General features: G+C 59.0%; 17 protein-coding genes and 1 tRNA gene. 8 read left to right on the top strand and 10 right to left on the bottom strand.

The genetic code is table 11. The features are described from left to right. Nucleotides 1-113: 113 nt before the first annotated feature. From AC3ITY_RS25765 to AC3ITY_RS25750, 4 genes are all read right to left on the bottom strand, one after another. Nucleotides 114-1,538, bottom strand: a complete 1,425-nt coding sequence (locus AC3ITY_RS25765; RefSeq protein WP_489305654.1) for an IS1182 family transposase — start codon at nt 1,536-1,538, stop codon at nt 114-116. 157 nt (nt 1,539-1,695) lie between these two features. Next, nucleotides 1,696-2,022, bottom strand: a complete 327-nt coding sequence (locus AC3ITY_RS25760; protein ID WP_008066583.1) for an Arc family DNA-binding protein — start codon at nt 2,020-2,022, stop codon at nt 1,696-1,698. Between the two features lie 413 nt (nt 2,023-2,435). Continuing rightward, nucleotides 2,436-2,615, bottom strand: coding sequence for a PA3371 family protein (locus tag AC3ITY_RS25755; RefSeq protein ID WP_489305778.1), 180 nt, complete (start codon nt 2,613-2,615; stop codon nt 2,436-2,438). A gap of 23 nt (nt 2,616-2,638) precedes the next feature. Further along, complete coding sequence (locus AC3ITY_RS25750) at nt 2,639-2,860, bottom strand: hypothetical protein (protein WP_489305777.1); 222 nt, start codon at nt 2,858-2,860, stop codon at nt 2,639-2,641. A gap of 290 nt (nt 2,861-3,150) precedes the next feature. Between AC3ITY_RS25750 and AC3ITY_RS25745 the strand changes: the two genes are divergently transcribed. Together AC3ITY_RS25745 and AC3ITY_RS25740 are read left to right on the top strand one after the other, a co-directional pair. Further along, nucleotides 3,151-3,227: transfer RNA gene (locus AC3ITY_RS25745), tRNA-Arg, on the top strand. A gap of 268 nt (nt 3,228-3,495) precedes the next feature. Then, nucleotides 3,496-9,936, top strand: coding sequence for a DUF5801 repeats-in-toxin domain-containing protein (locus AC3ITY_RS25740; protein WP_489305775.1), 6,441 nt, complete (start codon nt 3,496-3,498; stop codon nt 9,934-9,936). A 271-nt stretch (nt 9,937-10,207) separates the two neighbouring features. Here the strand turns inward: AC3ITY_RS25740 and AC3ITY_RS25735 are convergent, their stop codons facing one another. Then, nucleotides 10,208-10,924, bottom strand: a complete 717-nt coding sequence (locus tag AC3ITY_RS25735) for a response regulator transcription factor (RefSeq protein WP_489305773.1) — start codon at nt 10,922-10,924, stop codon at nt 10,208-10,210. Beyond that, a complete protein-coding gene (locus AC3ITY_RS25730) occupies nt 10,921-11,094 on the bottom strand; it encodes a hypothetical protein (RefSeq protein WP_489305771.1) in 174 nt (57 codons plus the stop codon). Before AC3ITY_RS25730 ends, AC3ITY_RS25735 begins: the two co-directional genes overlap by 4 nt. Nucleotides 11,095-11,707: 613 nt before the next feature. Between AC3ITY_RS25730 and AC3ITY_RS25725 the strand changes: the two genes are divergently transcribed. The 4 genes from AC3ITY_RS25725 to AC3ITY_RS25710 all read left to right on the top strand — a co-directional run bounded on the left by AC3ITY_RS25725 (nt 11,708) and on the right by AC3ITY_RS25710 (nt 16,888). Then, complete coding sequence (locus tag AC3ITY_RS25725; protein ID WP_489305769.1) at nt 11,708-13,312, top strand: response regulator; 1,605 nt, start codon at nt 11,708-11,710, stop codon at nt 13,310-13,312. Beyond that, nucleotides 13,309-14,001 carry a sensor histidine kinase gene (locus tag AC3ITY_RS25720; protein ID WP_489305767.1) on the top strand — a complete coding sequence of 231 codons (693 nt, stop codon included), beginning with the start codon at nt 13,309-13,311 and terminating at the stop codon, nt 13,999-14,001. Before AC3ITY_RS25725 ends, AC3ITY_RS25720 begins: the two co-directional genes overlap by 4 nt. 201 nt (nt 14,002-14,202) lie before the next feature. Next, the gene (locus AC3ITY_RS25715) at nt 14,203-15,447 is read left to right on the top strand and encodes a glutamine synthetase family protein (RefSeq protein WP_489310997.1); all 1,245 of its coding nucleotides are present in this window, start codon (nt 14,203-14,205) and stop codon (nt 15,445-15,447) included. A 70-nt stretch (nt 15,448-15,517) separates the two neighbouring features. Then, nucleotides 15,518-16,888 (top strand): MFS transporter, encoded by a 1,371-nt coding sequence (locus AC3ITY_RS25710; protein WP_489305765.1) that lies wholly within the window; start codon nt 15,518-15,520, stop codon nt 16,886-16,888. 63 nt (nt 16,889-16,951) lie between these two features. Here the strand turns inward: AC3ITY_RS25710 and AC3ITY_RS25705 are convergent, their stop codons facing one another. The 4 genes from AC3ITY_RS25705 to flgA all read right to left on the bottom strand — a co-directional run bounded on the left by AC3ITY_RS25705 (nt 16,952) and on the right by flgA (nt 19,558). Further along, the gene (locus AC3ITY_RS25705) at nt 16,952-17,698 is read right to left on the bottom strand and encodes a flagellar brake protein (RefSeq protein WP_489305763.1); all 747 of its coding nucleotides are present in this window, start codon (nt 17,696-17,698) and stop codon (nt 16,952-16,954) included. A gap of 92 nt (nt 17,699-17,790) precedes the next feature. Beyond that, the gene (locus AC3ITY_RS25700; protein WP_150726097.1) at nt 17,791-18,258 is read right to left on the bottom strand and encodes a flagella synthesis protein FlgN; all 468 of its coding nucleotides are present in this window, start codon (nt 18,256-18,258) and stop codon (nt 17,791-17,793) included. A 48-nt stretch (nt 18,259-18,306) separates the two neighbouring features. Further along, complete coding sequence (gene flgM, locus AC3ITY_RS25695) at nt 18,307-18,633, bottom strand: flagellar biosynthesis anti-sigma factor FlgM (RefSeq protein ID WP_056728065.1); 327 nt, start codon at nt 18,631-18,633, stop codon at nt 18,307-18,309. A 166-nt stretch (nt 18,634-18,799) separates the two neighbouring features. Beyond that, a complete protein-coding gene (gene flgA / locus AC3ITY_RS25690; RefSeq protein ID WP_489305760.1) occupies nt 18,800-19,558 on the bottom strand; it encodes a flagellar basal body P-ring formation chaperone FlgA in 759 nt (252 codons plus the stop codon). Between the two features lie 83 nt (nt 19,559-19,641). On the opposite strand from flgA, the gene AC3ITY_RS25685 reads away from it, so the two are divergent. Both AC3ITY_RS25685 and cheR read left to right on the top strand, forming a co-directional pair. Further along, nucleotides 19,642-20,574, top strand: a complete 933-nt coding sequence (locus tag AC3ITY_RS25685) for a chemotaxis protein CheV (RefSeq protein WP_008051531.1) — start codon at nt 19,642-19,644, stop codon at nt 20,572-20,574. 45 nt (nt 20,575-20,619) lie between these two features. Further along, entirely contained in the window at nt 20,620-21,447 is an 828-nt protein-coding gene (gene cheR, locus AC3ITY_RS25680) for a protein-glutamate O-methyltransferase CheR (RefSeq protein ID WP_151214022.1), read from the top strand. Nucleotides 21,448-21,656 lie beyond the last annotated feature (209 nt).

The following is a 21,656-nucleotide window of genomic DNA, read 5'->3' as shown; positions in this document are numbered from 1 at the left end:
CTAAAACCCGCCATCCCAGGCTGTGTGAAAACACGCTGATGACGGTTCCAACAAACGCCCCGACTTGTTCGGGGCGTTTGCTTTTGTGCTCACAGCAGACGAAAAAAGGCCTTTCAGCCCATCAACGCCATCATCTGGCGCACGCCTAACACGTTAATCGCTCTTTTCAGGTTGTAGGCGTTCACTGCCAAGGCCATTTCAGCTCTCGCGCCTTCAAGCTGTCGCAGCAAGAAGCGAGCATTACCAAATAACCACTGTTTAAGGTTGCCGAAGGGATGTTCGACGATGGATCTGCGGTTGACCATCATGTCGGGATGCGCCTGCATTCGCTGCTCCATTCGCTCGAATGCCTTTTCGTGCAGATGGCGTGAGAGGTATCGGCGCTGGGCTTCGGTGCATTGCGCTTTTAACGGGCAGCTTGCACAGTCGCTGAGCGCCGACTGGTAGATCCGGCCTTTGTTGCTGATCTGTTTAAAGATCAGCCATTTTCCGGCAGGGCATTGATATCGATCTTGCGACGCATCGTAGGCAAATGCTGTTCGATCGAAAAGTGCCTGTTCCTTGCCGCAGGAGTTGAGTGATCGCGCCACAGGCACATAAGCGGTGATGTTCTCATCCTCACATGCCTGGAACTGCTTGCCATTGGAGTAGCCCGCATCTGCAGTGACCGTCAGTTCATCTTGCGAAAGTTGTTCCTTGGCGGCCTTGGCCATCGGTTCAAGTTGCTTGCGATCATCGCTGTCCTGAGTCACTTCATGGTGCACGATCATGCAGTTCTCAGCGTCCACGGCTGTCTGTACGTTGTACCCGACCCGAGGCCCTTTGTGCGTTCGCAGCATTCGCGCATCGCTTTCGTGGGTATTGAATTGCTCAAGCTCCATCGATTTCATCAGCGCCTGGCACGTCAAGTTATTGGAATGCCTGACTTCAAGTTGCGTCAAAGTCGTTCTGATCGCACTACGGTTAATCTTTTCGCCGGCTTCGGTTTTATCTGCCTCGTCCAGCTCTGCCAAATATTGGGCGATGCGCTTCTCCAGCTTCTGCTCTTGATGTTGGAGCCGCTTCAAATTCGTATGACGCCGTGAAGAGGCGACCGCCTGAAACTTGCTGCCATCAATGGCCACCAACTCGCCGGTTATCAAACCCGCCGTGCGGCAAAACTGGACGAAGGCCCGGCACGTCGCGATGAAAGCGGGTTTGTTGTCTTTACGAAAGTCGGCGATGGTCTTGAAATCGGGCTTGAGTCGATTGATCAGCCACATCACTTCGATATTGCGCTGACACTCGGCTTCGAGGCGCCGTGATGAACGGATCCGCTGGAAATAACCGTAGAGGTAGAGTTTTAGCTGATCGGCTGGATCGTAAGAGGGCCGGCCGGTACTTTTAGGAAGTGCTTTATCAAAGCCCAGTCGCGCCAGATCCAGCTTGGCGACGTAAAGGTCGATAACGCGAACGAGGTGATCCTCGGGGATCAACTCTTCCAGCGAGACCGGAAATAGGCTGGTCTGACTGCGGGACTGTCCCTGGATGTAGGCCATAACGAAAAATGCTCCGTATCTTTCGATACGAAGCATTTTCTTTGAGTGCCGCGCAGATTGCTAGGTTTTCACACAGCCTGATCCGGCGGGTTTTTTGTGCCCGGATTTCAGGCAAAAAAAAGCCAGCGATCAGGCTGGCTTGAGCTTTCTGGCTGAATCAGGACGCGTCGGCGGTCATTTCAGCGTCATGGGCGATCAGTGAAACCAGGGCGTTCTGCTGTCGATGGGAGAGTTGGCGGAAGCGCTGCAGCAGTTCCCGTTCGTGCAAGGAAAGCTCCGGGCTGTCCAGGCGCATGCTCAGTTCTTCTCCCAGTGCGCCTTCTTGAATAAGACTTTGCTCAAGGCGCGCAATAATTTCGGAGTTCATGCTGCGATGATGATTGCGAGCCACCTCGGCAATGCGTTCACGCATTCCGTCTGGCAGACGTACGACGAACTTGTCAGCCGTACGGCTGGAATAAATTGCCTGTTTCAATGGGCGCATATATTTAACCGGTTAGTTCAGGGGAGCGGTTTTCGGGATTGGCCGCAGGATGTCTGATAGGACAAGCGCTCTGACCAAATGTTCAACCTGAATTGATAGAGGCGCGCATCATGCCTCAAACAAGCCAGATCCTTGGCGTCAATTCTGTGACAAATATTGAACTGTATAAAGGCTTTCTGCCAGCACCAATTATCAGAAATGCTGACTGGTTTGAAAAGTTCGACCGGGCCGTATCGCTTAGCGCTTTCTCCAACCCACGAAAGGCTTCTGACGGGCAGCAAAAGCGGACTCGATCCCTGTTCCTTGCCTTTTACAGAATAGTGGCAAATGGCCGATTTACTAGGGGAGGTCGTATAGAGGGGGTGAATTCAGGATGGATGGCAGGCCCTTGCGCCGGATCAGCCATGCCCGGATTAACGTAGGACCGGATCAAATTTGATCTTGCGTCCGGCAATCAGTGCGAGCACGAACAGGGCGCTGAATACACCACAGGCGATCAGGGGGAGGGTGACGACCATGTCCTGGGTCAATGACAGATGGAAAATGCCACTCAACAAGGCGAGGATGAGGAAACTCGCGGCTGATCTGGACATGCTGTGCTCCTGGTGGGGGTCATTCAAAATACCAAGCGTTCGGCAGACAGAGCCGGCACCAGGATGTTTTCCTGGCTGAAAAAGCCGTGCTGGCCGTTCATAACTGTCAGCTGCGGGGCTTTCTGCAGTTGAAGGTAATGTGGCATTCGCTGGGCAACCTGCGCAGCACCACTCTCGGGGGTAAACTGAAAACCCGGCAAAACCGTCAGAGCGATTGCACTCGAGAGTAAAAGGGCGCTGTTCATGGGGCGGGCCTCGGTTGTTCTGTGAGAACAGGAGAGGCAGCTCGCATACCAGAGTTTATCGGCAATTAAATTCTTTAAAAACAATGAATTAAGTTATTTTTGGTAAAGCGCCATATTGCATTTTGCAATGATGGTTTTTTGCGCTGATGCAATTTTCGCGGTAAACAAGTCCGCGCCCGGCCGAGGCGTCTGCCTACACTTAAAAAGCCTACGGACGACATGACAAAAGCCAGCCCGGCCGTTAACATGCACGCCGTCCATCGCACCGCGTTTCGTCGCGGTCAACGTGTGTCTCAGTAGCTCAATTGGATAGAGCATCCCCCTCCTAAGGGGAAGGTTGGCAGTTCGAACCTGCCCTGGGACACCATATTTTGCAGCTCCCCCGCCTGTTTCAACGCTTCATTTTCACGACTTGTAGATAAAGTTCGACAAATTCAGGTGCCTGGGATTTATCGAAGCCATCAACTCTACCTTCGTGACGTTCCATCTCCTCTCCCAAGTAGTCTGAATCTCCCATCCCGCCTGGGAGTATCGGTCGATGTGTAGCCTGCGGTGCTTGTTCATAGTTGGGACCTATAGATCAGAAAATGGTCCAAGGTCGACCCCCGATGACTGGACCCACTCAGGAGAAAGTCATGACTATGCGCAAAAAAACCTCATCGCCAACGAATGACCTGACCAATAACGCCGGTGACCATCCTTCACCCGTCAGCCACGACTGGTCTTTTACCTACATTCCGACCGTCACCACCAACCTTAAAGATTACGCCCCCGGCAGCACGGCCATCATCACGGCCAGCGGTTTCGCCGCCGGCAGCACAGTGACGCTCGAAGTGGACCACGCCATCGGTGCTGGCGCGGATGGCGTGTGGGGCACGTCCGACGATGTGCTCGATACAAACACCGGGGCGGGACATGAGCCCTGGTCCGTGACCGACGGCGGCGCCGGCGATCTCGACGGCCAAGTCAACGGCAGCGTCACCACCTCGTGGTACGTGAATCCCGACGACTCGGCAGGCGCAACGTTTCTACTGACAGCGGCCGCTGCGGGCGCCGATGGTGTGCTCGGCACCGCTGACGACGCCGTGGCGACAATGTCGTTTACGGACAGCGTTTTGGGCGTCGTGGCGACCGGCGAGGACGTTACGCTGGACGAAACGGCCGGGTTGCAGAACAGCACTGCCACTCCAACCCCTGCGGGGGACGCTGACGACAACGATATTCTGGTGGCGTCCCTGCCCTCGACCTTCTCTACCCGTTTGGCCGGACTTGGGGCAGGTACCGCCACGGGTGCGGCCTTGAGCGGCTATACCGGTGCCGTGGGCAACACCGGCAGCAATGCATTCACCATCACCGCTGACCCCGGAGCAAGCATTACCGATATCAGCTTCGTCGGCATCTCTGGCGCACCGCTCAATGGCGTGGACAGCGGGCTGTTTACCCTTGATGGCACCAGCATCCTTCTCTATACGGATACGAACAACAACATCGTCGTGGGCCGAGCCGGTAGCGCAACCGGCGCGATCGTGTTCGCTGCCTATATTGAAGAAACCGGATCGCCGGTCACGGGCGGCAAGATCTGGACCGTGGAGTACCAACCGCTCCGGCATACAGATACTGCGAACGCCGATGATTCGCTCAATCTGCTGAATAAGGTTTTCATCGGCGCCAGCCAGGACCTGGAATTCAGTCTGGCCAATGCGCCCTCCGGTCAGAACCTCTTCCTGATGTTCACGAAGGCGACCCCGAACGTTGTCAATGACGCTGGTGTGTTGCGGATCACGGATCCCACGATCATCGCCACCGGCAAGGACCCCGCTGACCAGTCAAGCGGCCTCAATATAACGACTGGCGACACGATCAATACCAGCCAGGCGGGGGGGCCGACCACCTTCGGCACCAACAATCAGATGATTGTGGAGCAAGAGGGCATCCGCTTTTCGTTCGTCACGGGTGCCAGGCAGAATGTGACCATTCCCAACCTGGACCAGAACGAAGCCGATGTTGAATCCAACGTCGACTTTACCGGCGTCTTCAATGCGAAGTCGGCCAGTTTCGACGTTGTGCAGTTGCAAAGCGGCAAGAGTGCCGTGGTAAGAGTCAGCGCATTCAGCACTGCTGCTGAACCTGGCGTGAATTTCATCAATGGGTATGCGAATGATGCGTCGGTGGCCATCACCAATGTTCGCGTCGTCAACATCAGTACCGGGCTGGTGATCGAGAATTCAAACGGCTCGGTGAATGATCCGGCCATCACCATCAGCTTTGCAGCAGGGGTTGCAACAATCACCGGCGTTAAGGCCGGCTACCAGATTGAATACACCACTACGTCGGACCATAACCGCGTACTCGTCGAGAACGGGGCGGCCGTCACTGCCAAGGGCAATGAACACGCCGATTTTGATATCGGTGGTTTCACGCTGGTCCAGGCCTCTATTTCGAAAGCCGAAATCGGCTCCAAGATCATCTTCGACGACGACGGGCCGAGCATCAGCACCACCGGCACGGAGCCGACGCTGACGGTGGACGAGACGGTACTGGCGACCAACGATACCCAGAGCTTTGCCGCCAACTTCAACTCGGCGTTTGGCGCTGATGGTGCGGGCACGCTGACCTATGCGCTGGGCGTGGTGGCGGGGGCCTCCGGGCTGACGGACACGGCCACGGGCGAGGCGGTGAACCTGTCGCTCAACGGCACCGTGGTCGAAGGCCGCACGGCTACGGGCAACCTGCTGGTGTTCACGGTCAGCGTGGCCGCCAATGGCAGCGTCACGCTCGACCAGAGCCGGGCCGTGGTGCATGCCAACACCGCCAATCCCGATGACTCGACGAGCCTGACCTCGGACAACCTGGTGACGCTGACCGCGACCAAGACCGACAGGGACGGCGACAGCGCCCTGGCGACTCTGAACATCGGGCAGAACCTGGTGTTCAAGGACGACGGACCGAGCATCAGCACCACCGGGGTGGAACCGACGCTGACGGTGGACGAAACGGTACTGGCGACCAATGACACCCAGAGCTTCGCCGCCAACTTCAACTCGGCGTTTGGTGCCGATGGTGCCGGCACTCTGACTTATGCGCTGGGCGTGGTGGCCGGCGCTTCCGGGCTGACGGACACGGCCTCGGGCGAGGCGGTGAACCTGTCGCTCAACGGCATCGTAGTGGAAGGCCGCACGGCCACAGGCAACCTGCTTGTGTTCACGGTCAGCGTCGCCGCCAACGGCAGCGTCACGCTCGACCAGAGCCGGGCCGTGGTGCATGCCAACACCGCCAATCCTGATGACTCGACGAGCCTGACCTCGGACAACCTGGTGACCCTGACCGCGAGCATTACCGACAAGGAGGGCGACAGCGCCCAGGCGACGCTGAACATCGGGCAGAACCTGGTGTTCAAGGACGACGGACCGAGCATCAGCACCACCGGCACGGAGCCGACGCTGACGGTGGACGAAACGGTACTGGCGACCAATGACACCCAGAGCTTCGCCGCCAACTTCAACTCGACGTTTGGCGCCGATGGTGCCGGCACGCTGACCTATGCGCTGGGCGTGGTGGCGGGGGCCTCCGGACTGACAGACACGGAGACGGGCCAGGCGGTGAACCTGTCGCTCAACGGTGCAGTGGTCGAAGGTCGCACGGCTACGGGCAACCTGCTGGTGTTCACGGTCAGCGTAGCGGCCAATGGCAGCGTCACGCTCGACCAGAGCCGGGCCGTGGTGCATGCCAACACCGCCAATCCGGATGATTCAACAAGCCTGACCTCGGACAACCTGGTGACGCTGACCGCGACCAAGACCGACGGGGACGGCGACAGCGCCCTGGCGACCCTCAACATCGGGCAGAACCTGGTGTTCAAGGACGACGGGCCGAGCATCAGCACCACCGGGGTGGAGCCGACACTGACGGTGGACGAGACGGTTCTGGCGACCAACGATACCCAGAGTTTCGCCGCCAACTTCAACTCGGCGTTTGGCGCCGATGGTGCCGGCACTCTGACCTATGCGCTGGGCGTGGTGGCCGGCGCTTCCGGGCTGACGGACACGGCCTCGGGCGAGGCGGTGAACCTGTCGCTCAACGGCACCGTGGTCGAAGGCCGCACGGCCACGGGCAACCTGCTGGTGTTCACGGTCAGCGTGGCCGCCAATGGCAGCGTCACGCTCGACCAGAGCCGGGCCGTGGTGCATGCCAACACCGCCAATCCCGATGACTCGACGAGTTTGACCTCGGACAACCTGGTGACACTGACGGCAACCAAGACCGACGGGGACGGCGACAGCGCCCTGGCGACCCTGAACATCGGGCAGAACCTGGTGTTCAAGGATGACGGCCCGAGCATCAGCACCACCGGGGTGGAACCGACACTGACGGTGGACGAGACGGTACTGGCGACCAACGATACCCAGAGTTTCGCCGCCAACTTCAACTCGGCGTTTGGTGCCGATGGTGCCGGCACGCTGACCTATGCGCTGGGCGTGGTGGCCGGCGCTTCCGGGCTGACGGACACGGCCTCGGGCGAGGCGGTGAACCTGTCGCTCAACGGCACCGTGGTCGAAGGCCGCACGGCCACAGGCAACCTGCTGGTGTTCACAGTCAGCGTGGCCGCCAATGGCAGCGTCACGCTCGACCAGAGCCGGGCCGTGGTGCATGCCAACACCGCCAATCCCGATGACTCGACGAGCCTGACCTCGGACAACCTGGTGACGCTGACGGCGACCAAGACCGACAGGGACGGCGACAGCGCCCTGGCGACGCTGAACATCGGGCAGAACCTGGCGTTCAAGGACGACGGGCCGAGCATCAGCACCACCGGGGTGGAACCGACGCTGACAGTGGACGAGACGGTACTGGCGACCAACAACACCCAGAGCTTTGCCGCCAACTTCAACTCGGCGTTTGGCGCTGATGGTGCGGGCACGCTGACCTATGCATTGGGCGTGGTGGCGGGTGCTTCCGGACTGACGGACACGGCCTCGGGCGAGGCGGTGAACCTGTCGCTCAACGGCACCGTGGTCGAAGGCCGTACGGCCCTCAGCAACCTGCTGGTGTTCACGGTCAGTGTCGCCTCCGATGGCAGCGTCACGCTCGACCAGAGCCGCGCGGTGGTGCATCCCAACGCAACTAACCCCGATGACTCGACGACGTTGACCTCGGACAACCTGGTGCTGCTGACCGCGACCATAACCGACAAGGAGGGCGACAGCGCCCAAGCGACCCTCAACATCGGGCAGAACCTGGTGTTCAAGGATGACGGGCCGAGCATCAGCACCACCGGCACGGAGCCGACATTGACGGTGGACGAAACGATACTGACGACCAATGACACCCAGAGCTTCGCCGCCAACTTCAACTCGGCGTTTGGCGCCGATGGCGCCGGCACGCTGACCTATGCACTGGGCGTGGTGGCAGGGGCTTCTGGATTGACGGATACGGCCTCGGGGCAGGCGGTGAACCTGTCGCTCAATGGCACCGTGGTCGAAGGTCGTACGGCCACGGGCAACCTGCTGGTGTTCACGGCTAGCGTGGCCGCCAATGGCAGCGTCACGCTGGACCAGATTCGCGCCGTGGTGCATTCCGACCCAACCAATCCCGATGATTCGAGGAGTTTGACCTCCGACAACCTGGTGACGCTGACGGCGATCAAGACCGACAGGGACGGCGACAGCGCCCAGGCGACGCTGAACATCGGGCAGAACCTGGTGTTCAGGGATGACGGCCCGGCACTCGCTTTTGGTAACCTGATCGGGACCGGTAGCGTCCTTGCGCAATCCGGGTTCTGGAATATGGCGACGGGAGCCGACGGGCTGGGTGCGGCCGGTCTGGATATCTCGTTGGTCAATAGCCAGTTCACCCTCGTCAGGCCAGATAACACGACCACGACCGGGACCGGCACGCTCCACGAGCTATCGCCATCACCGGATGTCAATGGCGCGTACCAATTTGCAGGAACGTTGACCGGTGATTTCGACAACAACGCTGCAACGGCGAATACCACTGTCGACTATACGTTGACCGCCTATGCCGATGGTCGCTATGCACTGGATCTGGTGCAAGGCTTCAGTTCGACGATCGTGCTCAGCAGTGCCGACGGCTCGCTCGCTGCCGGCGGCCCGGATTCGGTGCGCACATTGTTGATTCCTCAGACGAGTAACCCGGCTATTCCTTCGACATCCGAGGAGATTGTGTTCTTTGCCGCGAAGGCGGATGCGACGACTGATGACATCCTGACCGGCATCGGGCTCGGAGCACCCGACCCTACCGAAGCCACGCTACAGACCAACCCCTTGCCGTCGTACATCGACCCCGCATCCATGAACGTCAGCACGTCCGGCATCGGCGTCGGCAATAACGTTTTCCAGGGAGATAACCTGGCGGCAATCAGCGCCGCCGATGAAAGTTTCGTCATCAATCCAGAGAGCCTGCTGACGGGCATGAAGGTCTTCATCGACAACTCCGTGGCGGGCTACAACACGGCGACCGAGGACTTGTACTACAGGATCTACTACGCGGATGGCACGCATTCGAACCAAGTCGAGGTGAACACCCTGACGCCGGAGGCTGGCGGCCAGGTGTCCTTCCTCGTCCAGAAGGAGGGTACGGTACTGATCGACGCTGTTCAGCTGACGATGGGCCGGGGCGATATCAAGATCCCGGTGATCCAGTTCATTCAGCAGAGCGAGAGTCTGGCCAGCGATGTCCAGCTGGCGTTCAGCGCGACGCTGACGGACAAGGATGGGGACTCGGCGACGAGTACGTTTGCCGCCAACCTGTTCGCCAACGACCCCGCCAACGCATCCTTCGACTTCACGCTGGTTGGCACGGTCGCTAAGCAAGATGCCTTCAACATCGATTTGTCAGTCAATGAGAACCTGTACCAGGTCACTGGCTTCGATGTGGGCTCAGGCGTGCAAGACAAGCTGGTGCTCAACGGCGACCCGAACGCCGTTGTCCAATCGATCAACAACACCGGCGCAGACGGCGTCGTGACGGTTGCCGAGACTGGCGGACAAACAACGACCATCACCTTGGTCGGGGCCCATATCCAGAGTACCGACATCTTTTTTGGCAGCGCTTGAGGCTTTGCGCGCGTGAACGGATGCGAGGGTGGCCTAGGAAACCACCCTCGCATTCTTTTTGCGGTTCTAATACGGATCCGCATGATCGCATCTGCCGTGAACTATCGAGCAGCACAAGGCTTAAAGAGCGCGGCGGGTAGATACAGGTGGGATACCAGGAACGACATCAGCATTCCGGGCACCCTGTTCCGGGTCTTCGACAAGGACGGCGAAACGGTGACGGCCTACCCCCTGAAAGTGAGGGGCAGACCGTCTTGTATTGACTTGAAATTCAATCCAGTTCCACCCAGGTGGAGGGCGGAGCTTCGTTGTTGGTGAGCCCGTGTTTGAGCGCATACATCAGCAAGTCGATGCGGTTGATGAGATTAAGCTTTTGATAGATGTTGCTGAGGTGGTTGTGCACGGTGTGTTCGCTGATCCCCAGGCGCCCGGCGATGCTCACATATTTGGCGGACGGTTCGCCCACGATGGCGCAAATCAGTTCTCTCTCACGCAGGGTCAACCGCGCCTGTTTCGCCTGCTCCCGATTGCATTTCAAGGCTATATGCCCGCTCGCGGCATAGCCGGAAAGGCCGCCAGCCCAGGCCCTATCCATTGCGATGTCGCTATGGTGGACCTTGAGGATGGCCTGGATAATCGATTCCGTCGGGTCTTCCGCCAGCACGATGCCGCGAGCGCCAGCCTCTATCGCCTGGGCAGCGGGAACGGCTTCGTACAGGCCCTTGAGCAGCAGCACTTTCATTTCGGCGTTACGGGTGAGTCCCGCAACGACCTCCAGAGGATTCAGCGCATCGGGAAAGAAACTGAAAAAAATGACATTGGGCCGTAACTGATCGGCAAGATCCAGCGCATGGGTATAGGTGGTGGCCTGGCCTGTCACTTCCATCCGGGGTTTACTGGCATCAATCAAGTCGTGAAGGCCCTTAAGCACGAGGGGGCGACAATCGATCAACATCACGCCTATTGGCTTTTTTGGGTCAGTGATCATCTTCCTGACCCCCTTGAAATACCAGCGATGGCCTCCACCCAGGCATTGGCAACCAGAGGCCCTGGGGCCATTTCCATCAACAGCACCGGCAGGGAGGACGAACGTTTCCAAAAAGCAGACAAAGCCCGAGAGAGAAGATCAATACGAATAATTATCAATGGTTTGCGCATGATGATGTGCTCCCTCCCGCCTCTCAACTGATTCTAGGCCAGCCCGGAGCGCTACCGGCCTGCCCATCCGTCGGTCCTCGATGTAAGCCCGGTGCGAGTAAGCCTGACCGCGGTTCTCAAGGGGGAGGGTAACCCTCGAAAATCAAGGTATTAGGCTCGCCACAGTTGGCCAGCGACCAAAGTCTGATCCTGATCAAAATCGTCAATTAATCGACGAGTGGTGTTCACTTAGGAGTGCCAATATCGACTTAGTCAATTTATCGGCGAATTCTGCCTGGCCAGCCACCGGAATTTGCTGATGTTCATGTATTGCTGGTGTTCATGTATCAGCATTTTTTTGTGCGCGAGGTGTCGTTTTCAGTAAGGGCTTCACATATTCAGAATGAGCGTCGGGGAAGGTTCTCAAGGGAACGCTGTTGCTGGCCGATAACCCGGACAGTCAGGGACTTGTTCGTCTCTTCCGGTCGGCATGGGGGCTCATTGTCTATGCGAAGGTGTTTGATGGCCTAGTGCCACCCATTATCATCTGCGCGCCAAATCAAGGGCTGCGAAGCTGAGTCCGTCCGTGTATTTGCCTTTGGGTTCTTCTTCTTAAATTGCCTGGAAATCTTCGATGCTGTCGTATCACCAAAAGCGTTTTCTGATCGTCGATGATTTCTCGGACTTTCGCAGTTCGGTCAGGTCGATGCTGCGCGAACTGGGCGTCAAGGAAGTGGACACTGCCGATACCGGTGAGCAGGCGCTGAAAATGTGCTCGCAGAAGCAGTACGACTTCATCCTGCAGGACTTTCACTTGGGTGACGGCAAGAAGAATGGCCAGCAGGTGCTCGAAGACCTGATGGAAGAAAAGCTGATCAGCCATGAAGCGGTATTCGTCATGGTCACCGCCGAAACCAGCCAGGCCATGGTACTCAGCGCGCTGGAGCATGAACCCGATGCCTACCTGACCAAGCCATTCAACCGTTCCAGCCTGGCCCAGCGCCTGGAGCGCCTGGAGCAGCGCAAGACCCTGCTCAAGCCGATCCTGCAGGCCCTTGACCGCGGCAAGCCGATGGAAGTGCTCAACGCCTGCATCGCCCTGTGCAAGCAAGATATCCGTTACTCGCCGTTGTGCCTGCGCTATCGCGCCGATGCTCTGCGCGACCTGCATCAGAACGAAGCACTGGAGCGCCTCTATGACGGCATCATTGCCGACCGCCCGTTGCCATGGGCGTTTGCCGGGCTGGGCAAGTTGCTGTTCAAGCGCGGTCAGGTCGGGCAAGCCAAGGGCATTTATGAAAAAGCCCTGAAAGTCTTCCCGATGATGCCGTCGCTGTATGACGGCATGGCTGACGTGCTGGTCGCCGAAGGGGACACCAAGGGTGCGCAGCGCGTTCTGGAAGAGGCGATTCGCCTGTCGCCGCTGGCGGTGCGCCGGCAAGCGTTGCTCGGTAAGCTGGCGATGACCAACGAGGACTTCGACACGGCGGCCAAGGCCTATCGCCAGGCCGTGAGCCAGGGCGCGCAGTCGCGGTTCAAGGATGCCGAGAGCAACCTCGGCCTGGCCCACGCGTTGATCAGCAAGGGCAGCGAACGGGGCCTGGACACGCGGACCCGTCTGGAAATCAACACCACATTGAGCGCCGTGGCCAAGGAAAACCCTTCCGATCCAGGCCTGCAAATCCGCGCGCGCCTGATGAAGGCCACCAGCCTGTTGCTCAACGATGCCGAGACGGCGGACAAGCTCACCGAGCAAGCCTTGATGCGTCTGGATGGCATGGAGCAATTCATGAGCGCCGAAGCGGCGTTGCTGGTGGCCAAACAGCTGAAAATGCTCGGGCAGACCGAGGCCGGCACCGCGATGCTGAAAAACTGCGTGGAAATCTACGGCGACGATCCGGTGGTTATGAAGGACATCGCCAAGCAGACCGACGACCCGAGCATTCTCAACTCCGGCAACGCCGCTGCGGAACTCAACCGCCAGGGTGTGCGCGTGTACAAGACCGGCAACCTGGTGGAGGCCCGGCAGGTATTCCGCAAAGCCCTGGCGATGCAGCCGAAGAACATCAGTATCGCCCTGAACATGGCGCAGTCGTTGTTGCACGGCACCGATACCAGCGTTCCTTCGGCGGAGCTGGAAGAATGCCGGACCTGCCTGAAAATGGTCGGCCTGATGCCCGACTCCGACGCGCGCTATCCGCGTTACCAGAAGCTGAAAAGCAAGGCGTTTGGCCAATGAACGACAACCAACAGGCACTGGATTTCTCCACGGTGATCGCCTCTACCGTGCACGACATGAAGAACTCGCTGGCCATGCTGATGCAGGCCCACAGCCAGTGGCTGGCGCGATTGCCGGACCCGGCGCAGCAGACACCGGAGCAGGGCGTGATCGACTTCGAGTTCGCCCATCTCAACGGCATGCTGGTGCAGTTGTTGGGGCTGTACAAGCTCGGCGTCAACCAGATGCCGTTGCAGCCGGCCTACCATGAACTGGACGACTTCATCGAAGCGCAACTGGCTTGCCATCAGGAGGTGTTCGCCAGCCGCGGCATCATGGCCACCTATGAAGTGGACCCGCTGAGCCCGCTGGGTTTCTTCGATCGTGAGTTGATCGCGTCGGTATTGGCCAACTGCATCAACAACGCCATTCGCTTTGCACGGCATGCCGTTTTGATCAGCGTCAGCGACGAAGCCGGGCAACTGGTGTTGACCATCAATGACGATGGCGAAGGGTATCCGGCGCAGATGCTCGAGCGTCAGGCCGATTACGTGCAGGGCATCAATCAAAGCACCGGCAGCACCGGGCTGGGCCTGTACTTTGCCGGGCGAATTGCCGCGTTGCATCAACGCAACGGTGTGGGTGGGCGTACCGAAATCAGCAATGGTGGTCCGTTGGGCGGTGGAGTGTTCCGCCTTTACCTGCCCTGACGGGCAGCAAATTTTTCGACGCTGCTTGAAATTCCGAACACGCGGAGCCTATTTTGTACGGTCGCCGTTCGCGGCCCGCACAATAACAAGGATAGCGTCATGAGGACCGTTGGCCTGAGTTCACTCGCGCAGCGATTGACGGGCATTGATGAAGTTGAATGTGTCACGCCGGATTTGAATGGCGTTCCTCGGGGCAAAGTGATGACCTGTGAGGGTTTTCTCGACGGTCGACGTTTGCAGATGGCGCGGGGCGTGCTGCTGCAATGCATCATGGGCGGATACCCGCCAGCGCGTTTTTACGGCAGCGATGATGGCGACCTGGCGCTGATCCCGGACCCTGCGCAAATCCACCGTCTGCCCTGGAGCCATCCACCGCGGGCCTTCGCCATTTGCGACGCGAATGAACTGGGCACCACCACCAGCTCCAATCTGTCGACCCGTGGTCAGCTCAAGGCCGTGATTGCTCGTTACGCGGCCCGCGGCCTGGCGCCCGTGGTGGCGACCGAGCTTGAGTTCTTCGTTTTTGCGCCCAACACTGACCCGACTCAGTCGTTCCAGCCGCCGCTGGGGCTGGACGGTCGCCGCGAAGACGGTCAGTCGGCGTTCAGCGTCAGTTCCAATAACGGCTTGCGGCCGTTCTTCAATGAAGTCTACGAGTGCATGGCTGCGTTGGGGTTGCCTCGCGATACCTTCATGCACGAAATGGGCGTCAGCCAGTTCGAGATCAATCTGCTGCACGGTGATCCGCTGTTGCTGGCCGACCAGACGTTCCTGTTCAAGCACTTGCTCAAGGAAGTCGCCCTCAAGCACGGCCTGAGCGTGGTGTGCATGGCCAAGCCGTTGCCGCATACGCCGGGCAGTTCGATGCATATCCACCAGAGCGTCGTCGAAATCGATTCGGGGCGTAACGTGTTCAGTGATGAAGCGGGGCAGGAGACGCCGACCTTCCGCCACTTCATTGCCGGTCAGCAAGTTTGCATGGCCGACTTCACCGCGTTGTTTGCGCCGAACGTGAATTCCTATCAGCGCTTGTGCCACCCTTATGCCTCACCGAATAATGCCTGCTGGTCCCACGACAACCGGGCGGCCGGCCTGCGCATTCCGGCCAGTTTGCCGGTGGCCCGTCGGGTCGAGAACCGCTTGCCGGGGGCCGATGCCAACCCGTATCTGGCGATTGCCGCAAGCCTGGCGGCGGGCTTGCATGGCATCGAGAACGCACTGGAGCCGAGCGCGCCGATCCAGGGTGAGTTCGAAGTGCCGGACAATCTTTCGTTGCCGTGTACCTTGCATGCGGCACTGGAGCGTCTGAAACGTAGCCAGTTGGCCAAGGAACTGTTCGGCGCGGAATTCATCGAAGGCTACATCGCTTCGAAGACCCTGGAACTGACCAGTTTCCATGATGAAATTACTCCCTGGGAAAGGCGTGTTTTAGCAGCCCAGGCCTGACGTCTCGTCGACATCCGGCTATCGTTTAGCGATAGCCGATTCTCACTGCAAGGAGCCGCTCGGAACGCCGATGCGCCAAATCTGGAAATCCTTTCGAGCGCTGTATTTCGCCTCGCTGATGATGTTGATCGGCTCGGGCCTGTTGAGTACTTACCTGGCATTGCGCCTGGCTGCCGACCATGTCGACAGTCTGTGGGTCGGTGCGCTGATGGCCGCCAACTATTTCGGCCTGGTGCTGGGGGGCAAGATCGGTCACCGGTTGATTGCCCGGGTCGGGCATATCCGGGCCTATTCGGCGTGTGCCGGGATCGTCGGCGCGGCGGTGCTCGGCCATGGCCTGGTGGACTGGTTGCCGGCCTGGCTGTTTTTGCGGGTGATCGTCGGCCTCGGCATGATGTGCCAGTACATGGTGATCGAGAGCTGGCTCAATGAGCAGGCCGATGCCAATCAGCGCGGCATGGTCTTCAGCGGCTACATGATCGCTTCGTACCTGGGGTTGGTGCTGGGGCAGTTGATTCTGGTCATGCACCCAGGGCTGGGGCTTGAATTGCTGATGCTGGTCGCCCTGTGCTTCGCGCTTTGCCTGGTACCCGTGGCCCTGACCCGGCGCATTCACCCGGCACCTTTGCATCCGGCGCCGATGGAGCCACGGTTCTTTATCAAGCGAGTGCCACAGTCATTGAGTACGGTACTCGGGGCAGGCCTGATCGTCGGTTCGTTCTACGGTCTGGCACCGCTGTATGCCTCGCAGCAAGGGTTGTCCACGGAGCAGGTCGGTTTGTTCATGGGTAGCTGCATTTTTGCCGGGCTGCTGGTGCAGTGGCCGTTGGGCTGGTTGTCCGATCGCTACGACCGGGCCGTGTTGATCCGCAGTTTCGCCTTCAGCCTGGCACTGGCTGCACTGCCGCTGGCGATCATGCCGCAGGTGCCGTTGGAGATTCTGTTTATCGCCGGTTTTGTCTGTTCGCTGGTGCAGTTCTGCCTGTATCCATTGGCAGTGGCGTTCTCCAACGACCATGTCGAAGGCGATCGCCGGGTGTCCCTGACGGCAATGTTGCTGGTGACCTATGGCGTGGGTGCGAGTATCGGGCCGCTGGTGGCAGGCGTGCTGATGAAGCTGTTCGGCAGCCAGATGCTCTATGCGTTTTTCAGCTTCTTTGCGTTGGTGCTGGTGTGGCGAATTCGTCCGAAAGCGGTGACCAACCTGCATCAGGTCGACGACGCACCGCTGCATCACGTGGCCATGCCGGACAATATGACGAGTTCGCCACTGGTGGCCTGCCTCGACCCGCGTGTTGATGAGCAGGTGGTGCAGGATCAGATGTGCAACCCGGTGAATCCGGAGCCGCCAGCCGAACCTGAATCCGAATCAGAAACCGATCAACCGCCAGAAGACCCAGATTCGGGGCGCGAGCCAAGCTTTACCGAGGCCAGGCCTTAAAACCGGGGCACAAAAAAACGGGCAGTCACCGCAAGGGGCTGCCCGCTTTTTGTTGACGCTCTATCAGATGTCGTCTTTGTCGAAGCGACGTGCTTCGCGTTGCAGCTGATAGACGAAGCGTTCGACCTGACGTTGCACCAGCCCGCTCATGTTGTGGAAGCGAATGCCGGCGAAGGTGGTGGAGATCTTTTCTTCGAAGTGCAGATAACGCAACTCGACCGGAGCGGTCATCTTGCCAAAGGGCAGTTCGGCGCTGAAGCGGTCGTAAACCTGACCCAGTTGCAGGCTGCCTGTGATGTCGCCGTCAAAGCGCAGTTTGCAGCCGGTAGCGGAAATATCCAGCAGCTTGCCGCTGATGGGGGCCTTGAGCTTTTCGCCGTCGAGGTTGACGTTGACCAGTTGTGCCAGTTTCAGCGCGGCGCGGAACGCATTACGGCGCTGGTGGTACACCACTTCATCGGGCAGGGCGCCACGATAGCAGCGGCTGCCAGCGGATTCGTCGATGTTCAACCGGCCGTTGCTTTCCCAGGCAATGCGTACGCCTTCGTGGAAGCCTTCGACCTTGAACGGTTCGCCCGCCAGCAGGTAGCGCTCGCCATCTCGGGGAATCATTTCGTCCAGGGCAATCATGTTGCTGTCACGGTCCAGGTCCACCAGATAGCTCTGGAAGCGCTGGCTGCGCTCGTGGAACGTGATGATCAGCGGGTCATGGCTTTCGAGCAGCTGGCGCAGGTTGCTGGAGATTTCCAAGGGCGTGGAGAGCACCTTGGGTGGCTGCGGAGCATCATCCACGTTTAAGGCATTGGACACGGTTAATCAATCTCCAGACAAAATTTGACTACGGCAGTCTGGCAGTTTGCCAGTATGTTGCGCGTCTTGATAGAGCGGGGGCATTGACCGGCTCATGCCTGACTGAGCGGGCGCGGCTTGGCAAGCTTGGAGAACGTTCCGCTGGCATCGTAAAGCGCCGGGGTTTCACCGCCGGTGAGGATTTTCAGCTGGGTGGCTGTAGCGGCCTGCTGAGTGAGGATCGACTGGCCGTTGTTGGCGTTGATGGCCTGGCACTGGGCCAGGAGATCGGTCAGCACGTCACTTTGCGCCAACAACTGCTCGCCAATGCTCGACTGGCCGGCCAATTGCTCCAGACCGCCGCGGTTGGTTGGCAGGTTGAGGCTGGCGAGAATTTCACTGCGCTTGCGGCCATGCTGTTCGAGCAAAACGACCAATGCCTGTTTCTGCGCCAGGATGTTCTCGAGCAATGGCATGTCGCGGCCATGCAATGCGAGGGATTCGGTCTGCAGTAACTCCAGCAGGTGTTGCGCTGGGGCAAAGTCGTCGGTGATCAGTTGCAGTAGATGAGTGTCGTGCATGGCTGGCCTTGGGTTTTAAGCGTCCAAAAGCCTGGCGCCGGCGGTGGCCTAGCGCTGGGCTTCGAAGTTGAGCAGTTTGCTGGCTACACGGTTGCTGTCGACTTTATAGCTGCCATCGGCAATCGCTGCTTTCAACTCGGCCACGCGGGCGTTGTCGACGGCAGGCTGATCGCGCAGCTTGTCAGTGACCTTCTGCAACTGTTGAGCCTCATTGCTGAGATGTACCGATTCCCCGCTTTTGACGGTACCGGCCTGTTCGGCCGCGGACTCCAGCGGTGCGGATTTGCCGGCCTCGGCACTTTCCTTGCTGGCGCTGGTACGTGTACTGCCCGTAAGGGACGAGGAGCTGTTCAAACGGCTGAAATCGATGACCATGATAAAAACCTCTGGGAATTTGGACGCTTGCCATGGTTTCGGCCATTCCCTGGAAAACTTTAGGCCCATTTATCAATGAACCTTGCGCGCGCCAGCGCTTGCCGTGCCTGGAACACAGTCTAGGGAACAGCCGCGGCAAGCGCCACATTCTGATGAACAGCGCGCCTTACATGGACACTTCCACCTGCCCCGGCGCCATGACCTGCGCCTTGATGACTCGCTGGGAGTTGAGGTTTTTCACCCGGATCTGTTCGCTCAGGCTGCCGTTTGACAGTGCTTCGCCCGGCATGCGCACGCTGAGCGTACCGCTACGGGCGGTAATCACCACCTGATCACCCTTGCGGATGACTTCTGCCTGTTCGATATGCACCAGGGTAATCACCTGGTCGGCGACCATTGGTCGGGTCAGTCGCTGTCCGATCGCCTGATCGAGGGAGGTCAGGTAGCCCTGGCTGGTGAGGCTGATATCGCGCTCGCGCAGGACCACGTCCCCAAGCTCGACAATGGCTGCGCGGCGCAGTGGCCGGGCGCTGGTCACGACTTCGCGAAACAGGCGGACTTGAGCGGGCACGAACACTGTCCAGGGGGAAACGCCCTCGCAGCGAACCTTGACCGTAACCCGTCCCAGCGGCTTGGGACTCTCAAGCGTTGCTGTCAATTCCTTGTCGCACATGGGCATGTGCATGCGCGGATCGAGTTGGTTGACCTGGATCTCGTAGCGACCTTCCGTTTGGCTGGTAGCCAGATAGTCTTCTACGGTGAATTCAAGAAAGCCCTGAGTGACGCCGATAAGCATGTCAGGCAAGGTAACCGCGTCAGCAAGGGCAGGGCTGCCAGCGTTGAACAGGCAAACAGCCGCCAGCACACCGAGCAATTTTCGGCAGGGTGTGGTCAGGCGTCGGAAAAATGTCGGTTCTGTGTTCATAACGATTAAAAAAGCAAGCGTCGTGCCGTTTAGTGATGAAGGCGCGTCGCAACAACACTTGGCGTTGGTGTAGGAGTCTGGGCATGGCTGGTGTAATGGATTCGGTAAACCAGCGCACGCAACTGGTGGGGCAGAATCGCCTTGAGCTGTTGTTGTTCCGTCTCGACGGCCAGCAGCTGTACGGGATCAACGTGTTCAAGGTTCGGGAGGTGCTGCAATGCCCCAAACTGACGCTGATGCCCAAGTCCAGTCCTGTCGTGTGCGGCGTGGCGAACATCCGGGGGGCGACCATCCCGATCCTTGATCTGGCGATGGCGACCGGCTCCGGTGCGTTGAAGGACAAGCACAATCCATTCGTGATCATCACGGAGTACAACACCAAGACCCAGGGTTTCCTGGTCCGCTCGGTGGAGCGCATCGTCAACATGAACTGGGAGGAGATCCATCCGCCGCCCAAGGGCACCGGGCGCGATCACTACCTGACGGCGGTGACGCGGGTCGACAACCAGCTGGTCGAAATCATCGACGTGGAGAAGGTGCTGGCGGAAGTGGCACCGACGCCGGAAGCGATTTCCGTCGGTGTGGTGGATGTCGAAACCCAGCACAAGGCACTTTCGTTGCGTGTGCTGACGGTCGACGACTCATCGGTGGCACGCAAGCAGGTCACGCGTTGCCTGCAAACGGTCGGCGTCGAAGTGGTGGCGTTGAATGACGGTCGGCAAGCGCTGGACTACCTGCGCAAACTGGTCGACGAGGGCAAGAAGCCGGAAGAGGAGTTCCTGATGATGATCTCCGACATCGAGATGCCGGAGATGGACGGGTACACCCTGACGGCGGAAATCCGCAATGACCCGCGAATGCAAAAGCTTCATATCATCCTGCACACTTCGTTGTCGGGGGTATTCAATCAGGCGATGGTCAAGAAGGTCGGTGCCGATGACTTCCTGGCCAAGTTCCGTCCTGATGACCTGGCATCCCGGGTAGTCGACCGGATCAAAGCAGCAGATATCAGCTAGGGGGTCGCACCCCTGGCAGTCAACACGATTTAAGAGGCGGCATCATTGTCTACGGGTAATTTGGATTTCGAACAGTTCCGGGTATTCCTGGAAAAAGCCTGTGGCATTTTGCTCGGTGAAAACAAGCAGTACCTGGTCTCCAGCCGTCTCAACAAACTGATGGAACAGCAAGGCATCAAGTCTTTGGGGGAGTTGGTTCAGCGCATGCAGACCCAGCCGCGCAGCGGTTTGCGCGAGCAGGTGGTGGATGCCATGACCACCAACGAAACCCTGTGGTTTCGTGATACCTACCCGTTTGAAGTCTTGAAGAACAAGGTACTGCCCGAAGCGATCAAGGCCAGTCCCGGCCAGCGCCTGCGCATCTGGTCGGCAGCGTGCTCGTCGGGCCAGGAACCGTATTCGCTGTCGATGTCCATCGACGAGTTCGAGCGGGTCAACCTGGGCCAGTTGAGGATGGGCGTGCAGATTATTGCCACCGACCTGTCCGGTACCATGCTGAACAACTGCAAGACCGGCGAGTACGACAGCCTGGCCATTGGCCGCGGTCTGTCGCCCGAGCGCCTGCAGCGTTATTTCGACCCGAAAGGGCCGGGGCGCTGGGCGATCAAGGCGCCGATCAAGAGCCGTGTGGAATTCCGTTCCTTCAACCTGCTGGACAGCTACGCGAGCCTCGGCAAGTTCGACATCGTGTTCTGCCGCAACGTGTTGATCTACTTCTCCGCCGAGGTGAAGAAGGACATCCTGTTGCGTATCCACAGCACGCTGAAACCGGGTGGCTACCTGTTCCTCGGTGCTTCCGAAGCGTTGAACGGTTTGCCGGATCATTACCAGATGGTCCAGTGCAGCCCGGGGATCATTTACCAGGCGAAGTGATTTTGTTGGTGTTGTCAAAAAGCGGGAGTCCTCTGGGGCTCCCGTTTTTTTGTCTGCTGAATTTCCGCCAGCACTGCATTCCCCTGTGGGGGCGGTGGTGTTCTGAAAAGGGGGAGGAGGCGGCAGAAAAGCGGCATCCGGCGGAAAACCATTGCCGCTTTTCTGGCATTGCCGCGTTGCCATGGCCGGCAAAGCCCCGGTTTCCGGGG

The sequence above is a fragment of the Pseudomonas sp. GL_091 genome, from assembly GCF_057837725.1.
This window is presented reverse-complemented; position numbering and strand designations above follow the sequence as displayed.

Coding starts and splice junctions, on each gene's coding strand:
- AC3ITY_RS25765 (WP_489305654.1), bottom strand. CDS start 1,538: ATGGCCTACATCCAGGGACAGTCCCGCAGTCAGACCAGCCTATTTCCG.
- AC3ITY_RS25760 (WP_008066583.1), bottom strand. CDS start 2,022: ATGCGCCCATTGAAACAGGCAATTTATTCCAGCCGTACGGCTGACAAG.
- AC3ITY_RS25755 (WP_489305778.1), bottom strand. CDS start 2,615: ATGTCCAGATCAGCCGCGAGTTTCCTCATCCTCGCCTTGTTGAGTGGC.
- AC3ITY_RS25750 (WP_489305777.1), bottom strand. CDS start 2,860: ATGAACAGCGCCCTTTTACTCTCGAGTGCAATCGCTCTGACGGTTTTG.
- AC3ITY_RS25740 (WP_489305775.1), top strand. CDS start 3,496: ATGACTATGCGCAAAAAAACCTCATCGCCAACGAATGACCTGACCAAT.
- AC3ITY_RS25735 (WP_489305773.1), bottom strand. CDS start 10,924: ATGATCACTGACCCAAAAAAGCCAATAGGCGTGATGTTGATCGATTGT.
- AC3ITY_RS25730 (WP_489305771.1), bottom strand. CDS start 11,094: ATGCGCAAACCATTGATAATTATTCGTATTGATCTTCTCTCTCGGGCT.
- AC3ITY_RS25725 (WP_489305769.1), top strand. CDS start 11,708: ATGCTGTCGTATCACCAAAAGCGTTTTCTGATCGTCGATGATTTCTCG.
- AC3ITY_RS25720 (WP_489305767.1), top strand. CDS start 13,309: ATGAACGACAACCAACAGGCACTGGATTTCTCCACGGTGATCGCCTCT.
- AC3ITY_RS25715 (WP_489310997.1), top strand. CDS start 14,203: ATGACCTGTGAGGGTTTTCTCGACGGTCGACGTTTGCAGATGGCGCGG.
- AC3ITY_RS25710 (WP_489305765.1), top strand. CDS start 15,518: ATGCGCCAAATCTGGAAATCCTTTCGAGCGCTGTATTTCGCCTCGCTG.
- AC3ITY_RS25700 (WP_150726097.1), bottom strand. CDS start 18,258: ATGCACGACACTCATCTACTGCAACTGATCACCGACGACTTTGCCCCA.
- flgM (WP_056728065.1), bottom strand. CDS start 18,633: ATGGTCATCGATTTCAGCCGTTTGAACAGCTCCTCGTCCCTTACGGGC.
- flgA (WP_489305760.1), bottom strand. CDS start 19,558: ATGAACACAGAACCGACATTTTTCCGACGCCTGACCACACCCTGCCGA.
- AC3ITY_RS25685 (WP_008051531.1), top strand. CDS start 19,642: ATGGCTGGTGTAATGGATTCGGTAAACCAGCGCACGCAACTGGTGGGG.